At 71.2% G+C, this 4,398-nt stretch carries 3 protein-coding genes and 1 pseudogene; 3 read left to right on the forward strand and 1 reads right to left on the reverse strand.

From position 1 onward, the window contains the following. Positions 1–894, forward strand: a pseudogene (locus D7V88_RS43370) (hypothetical protein); the annotation flags it as partial. Between the two features lie 9 nt (positions 895–903). On the opposite strand, the gene D7V88_RS39265 reads toward D7V88_RS43370, so the two are convergent. Next, complete coding sequence (locus D7V88_RS39265) at positions 904–2,022, reverse strand: alpha/beta fold hydrolase (protein ID WP_120545641.1); 1,119 nt, start codon at positions 2,020–2,022, stop codon at positions 904–906. A 115-nt stretch (positions 2,023–2,137) separates the two neighbouring features. Between D7V88_RS39265 and pssA the strand changes: the two genes are divergently transcribed. Beyond that, complete coding sequence (pssA, locus tag D7V88_RS39270; RefSeq protein WP_120545642.1) at positions 2,138–2,998, forward strand: CDP-diacylglycerol--serine O-phosphatidyltransferase; 861 nt, start codon at positions 2,138–2,140, stop codon at positions 2,996–2,998. Positions 2,999–3,067: 69 nt separating this feature from the next. After that, positions 3,068–4,333: a CinA family nicotinamide mononucleotide deamidase-related protein gene (locus tag D7V88_RS39275; RefSeq protein ID WP_120545643.1), complete on the forward strand. Its 1,266-nt coding sequence runs from the start codon at positions 3,068–3,070 to the stop codon at positions 4,331–4,333. Positions 4,334–4,398 lie beyond the last annotated feature (65 nt).

A 4,398-nucleotide genomic window follows, 5' to 3' on the forward strand; every position in this document is an offset into this window, starting at 1 on the left:
TTCATGGGGCCCTACGAGCGGGGGGTGCGGCTCCGGGGCGGGGCCACGGTCCGGTTGGAGGGCGTGTGCTTCCAGGGACCCCGGATGGCGCTGAGCCAGGAAGGCGGCGTGGCGGAGGTCGAGCGGGCAGGGGTGTCTGAAGGCGCGGGGCCGGCGTTCCTGTCGGTGGACGGCACGCTGAAGCTGGTGGACGTACGGGTCCAGGGACACGAGTACGGCCTGACGACGAACGGGGCCCGGGTGTCGGTGCGGGGCTTCACCTCGGAGCACGCCATGCGGGCCGGCCTGGGGCTCACCACGACGACCGGCCTGCTGGAGGACGTGGTGGTGAAGGACGCGGGGACCTACGGCGCCTTGCAGTTCACGAACTCGGACATGGAGGTCCGGCGCTTCCGGCTGGAGGGCTCGCGGGAGTACGGCGTGGTGGCGGTGCAGGGGCGCCTGCGCCTGCGCGACGGACGCATCCTGGGCGTGAGCACGGCGGACGGCATCGCGGGGGACGGACTCCACCTGCGCCAGGTGGAGGCGGATGTGGAAGCCGTCACCGTCCAGGGGGCGAAGGGCACCTGCGTGCTGGCGGCGCAGCGGGCCCGGGTGGCGCTTCGCGGTGCCCGGCTCCTGTCGTGCGAACTCGCGGCATTGTCGGTGGACTCGAAGGCGACCGTGGAGGCCCGGGACCTCGAATCCCACGGCGCCGGAGAGTCCGTGCTGCTGGCCATCGAAGAGGGCCAGCTCCGGGTGGACGCCCTCACCGTGAAGGACGCCCGAGGCCCGCTGGTGTCCGCCGACTGCGAGGGCCAGACGCGCGTCCGGCTCACGCGGGTCGACGCAAGCTCCACGCGCGGCCTGGACGCGTCCTGTGTCCAGGTGGAAGCGGGACCCCGGCCTCCCTGAGTCCCCGTCTCAACCCTGGGGTGGCGCGGGTTCGGGGGACAGGGGCGTGGCGCGCTTCTCCAGCCACTCGCGGATGACGGGATAGACCTCCGTCGGCGCGCCGGTGCCGAAGATGAGGTCGCCGTGGCCGTAGTCCATCTTGTCGCCGCGGTCCCGCCCGAAGACGTGCAGGGTGCGGTCGGGCGACGTGAGCAGGGCGTACTGCGCCTCCACGTTGGCCGCGGTGGCCAGCCGGTCCGCGCTGCCGCCCATCACGAGCACGGGCTGCTGGAGCTTCGCGATGCCCGCGCGCCAGTCCGTCTTGCGGTCGTACGAGCGGAACACGTCGTGGGCAATCCAGTCCTGGAACTGGAGCAGCACCTTGCGGCTCATCGCCGCCATCATGTTGACGGACAACTGCCGCAGGACGCGCGGCGAGATGTGCCGGGGATTCACCACGATGTCCGACAGGGGCAGGGCGAGGTAGCCCAGGAAGGGGGCCACGCTGGCGCTCATCCACGCCTGCCGGATGCTCCCCGGCCACGCGGCGCGCACGCCGAGCGAGATGAGCGCGCGCAGGAAGGGCGCTGACTTCAGATGCACTGGCGCCCCCAGCTCCAGCAGGCCCGCGATCTTCCCGCCCTCGGCGCCCTGGGCCACGCCGTAGCCCACCAGTCCGCCCAGCGAATGGCCGAGCCAGAAGGCCTGCTTCGCGTCCGTCTCCTTCAGCGCCAGCTCCAGGAGGGCCGGTCCGTCCTGGGTGATGTGGTCGTCGATGGTGAAGTCCGTGGGCCGCCGGCCCCGGGGCGGACGGCGCGAGTGCCCGGTGCCGCGCCACTCCACGCTGAAGCAGTCGAAGCCGGCTTCGGTGAGGTAGTGGGCCACGGAGTAGGGGGGCTCGAAGTCGAAGGTGTAGCGGTTGGCCGCCAGCCCGTGGCACAGCAGCACCGGCTCGGCGAAGCGGCGGACGGGCGCCCGCCGTGCGTGCACGGCCAGCTCCCATCCATCGGCGCAGCGCACCCGCAGCATCTCTGGCAGGGGGCCCCGCAGGCGGTACCAGCGCCGGACCAGCAGGACCCACAGGATGTTCACGAGCAGCAGGACGACCGCTGCCTCCACCGCCCACAGGGCCCACTGCCCGTACGGCATTTCTCCTCCATGCGACCGGGGACCGACTCCGGCGCGAATAAAACCCTGCTAAGGTCCGTTCCCTCGCCGTTTCTGCCGCAAGGGCATCCGACCACCAGGGGAAGTCGAGGGAACGATGAAGCTACGGAAACTGATGTTCGTGCTCCCGAACCTCTTCACCGTCACCTCTATCTTCTGTGGCTTTTACGCCATCACCCTGTGTTCGGGGGAAGCGGAGCCGGTGCACCTGTACCAGGCGGCCCTGGCCATCCTCTTCGCCATGTTCTTCGACGGGTTCGACGGACGGGTGGCCCGCCTGACGAAGACGCAGAGCGACTTCGGCATGCAGCTCGACAGCCTGGCGGACGTCATGTCCTTCGGGGTCGCGCCGGCGCTGCTGGTCTACAAGTGGGCGTTGGCGCCCATGGGCTTCTGGGGCCTGTTCATCTCCTTCGCGTTCATGGCGTGCGGCGCCATGCGGCTGGCGCGCTTCAACGTGCTCGCCATGCGCAATCCGCACGGCGGCGGTGGAGGCTTCTTCGTGGGCCTGCCCATCCCGCTGGCCGCGGGCGTGCTCGTCTCCCTCATCATCTCCCACCACGTGGCTTCGGAGGGCGAGGTGCTCGGTGACGGGGCCCGCATGCCGGTGGCGGTGGCGGTGGGCGCCCTGTCGCTGCTGATGGTGTCCACGGTGCGCTACCGCACCTTCAAGGACGCGCGGCCCGGCCTGAAGACGGGGCTCGTCTTCCTGGTGCTGGCGCTCACGGGCGGGTTCATTGCCCGTCAGTTCCATCCGGCCTGGGTGCTGGTGACGTACTTCTTCGCGTACCTGGTGATGGGGCTGGTGGAGTCCGCGGTCTCGGTGCGCAGCCGGCTGGCGTCGCGCAAGGTCGGCGCGGGTTCCGTCGCGGCGGTGGCCGTGGCGACCGGGCTCGACGAGGACGACGACGAGGACTCCGAGCCGAACGCCACCGACGACGGCCCCGCGTACCTCTGAGCGGCCGAGCAGGGGGAGGCGGACGCGGACCGTGCCCTCCCGGCCCGGGACCGCTAGGATGCCCGGCCCATGCGCGTCGAGCTGCTGTGCACCGGTGACGAGCTCGTCACCGGCCTTATCACGGACACCAACAGCACGTATCTGGAAGGCCGCCTCTTCGACCTGGGTGTGAAGGTCGAACGGGTGACGGTGGTCGGTGACGTGCGGCCGGACATCACGGGCGCGCTGCTGGAGGCCTCGGCGCGCGCGGACGTGGTCATCGTCTCGGGGGGCCTCGGGCCCACTGCGGACGACTTCACGCTGGAGTGCGCCGCCGCGGCGGCCGGCGTGCCCCTGGAAGAAGACGCGCGGGTGCTGGGCTGGCTTCAGGAGCGGTACGCCGCGCGAGGCATGGCCATCAACCCGGGAGCCCTGCGCATGGCGCGGATCCCCGCGGGCTCCGAACCGGTGCGAAACCCCCAGGGCTCGGCGCCGCTGGTCATCCAGAAGCTCGGCCGCGCGCAGATGTTCTTCCTGCCGGGCGTCCCGCGCGAATACCGAGCGCTGGTGGACGGAGAAGTGCTGCCGCGTGTCCGGAGCCAGCTCGCCACCGAACCCCACCGCACCTTCCGGGCCTTCCGCCTGCTGCGCACGGTGCGCCTGCCCGAATCGGTGTTGAACCAGCAGGTGATGCCCCTGGCTCCGAGCCATCCCCGGGTGGTGTTCGGCTTCCGCACGCACGCGCCCGAGAACCACCTGAAGCTGATGGCCGAAGCGCCCACCCAGGCGGAGGCGGATGCCGCGCTCGCCGCCGCAGAGGCCGCGTGTCGCGTGGTGCTGGGCACGCACGTGTATGGCGCGGACACCAGCGAGTACGCCCCGGTCCTCCTGGAGCTGCTTTCGCGCGCGGGCCACACGCTGGCGGTCGCGGAGAGCTGCACGGGCGGCCTCATCGCGCAGGACCTCACGGCCGTTCCGGGCGCCAGCCAGGTGTTCGTGGGGGGCGCGGTCGTCTACTCGGAGAAGATGAAGTCCGCCTGGGTGGGCGTTCCTCCCGAAGTCCTGCGGCAGCACAGCGCGGTGTCCCGGCAGACGGCCCTCGCGATGGCCGAGGGGGTTCGCACCGCCTGCGGCGCGACCTTCGGCCTGTCGGTGACGGGTTACGCCGGTCCTGGAGGCGGGACGCCCGAGGATCCGGTGGGCACCGTCTATTGCGCACTGGCCGGGCCCGGCTTCGAGTCCCGCTGCGAGCGCGTGTCGCTCGCGGGTGACCGGGACCGGGTGCGTCTGTTCGCCGCATCCCACGTGCTGGAAATGTTGAGGTTGCACCTGCTCGCCTCCCCCGTGTCGCCATGAGTCGCTCCAAATCAAAGCGTTCCCGTCCTTCCGCTCCGGAGGCGCCGTCCCCGGCCCCCCAGACC

This window comes from Corallococcus terminator (assembly GCF_003611635.1).
Classification (GTDB): Bacteria; Myxococcota; Myxococcia; order Myxococcales; family Myxococcaceae; genus Corallococcus; species Corallococcus terminator.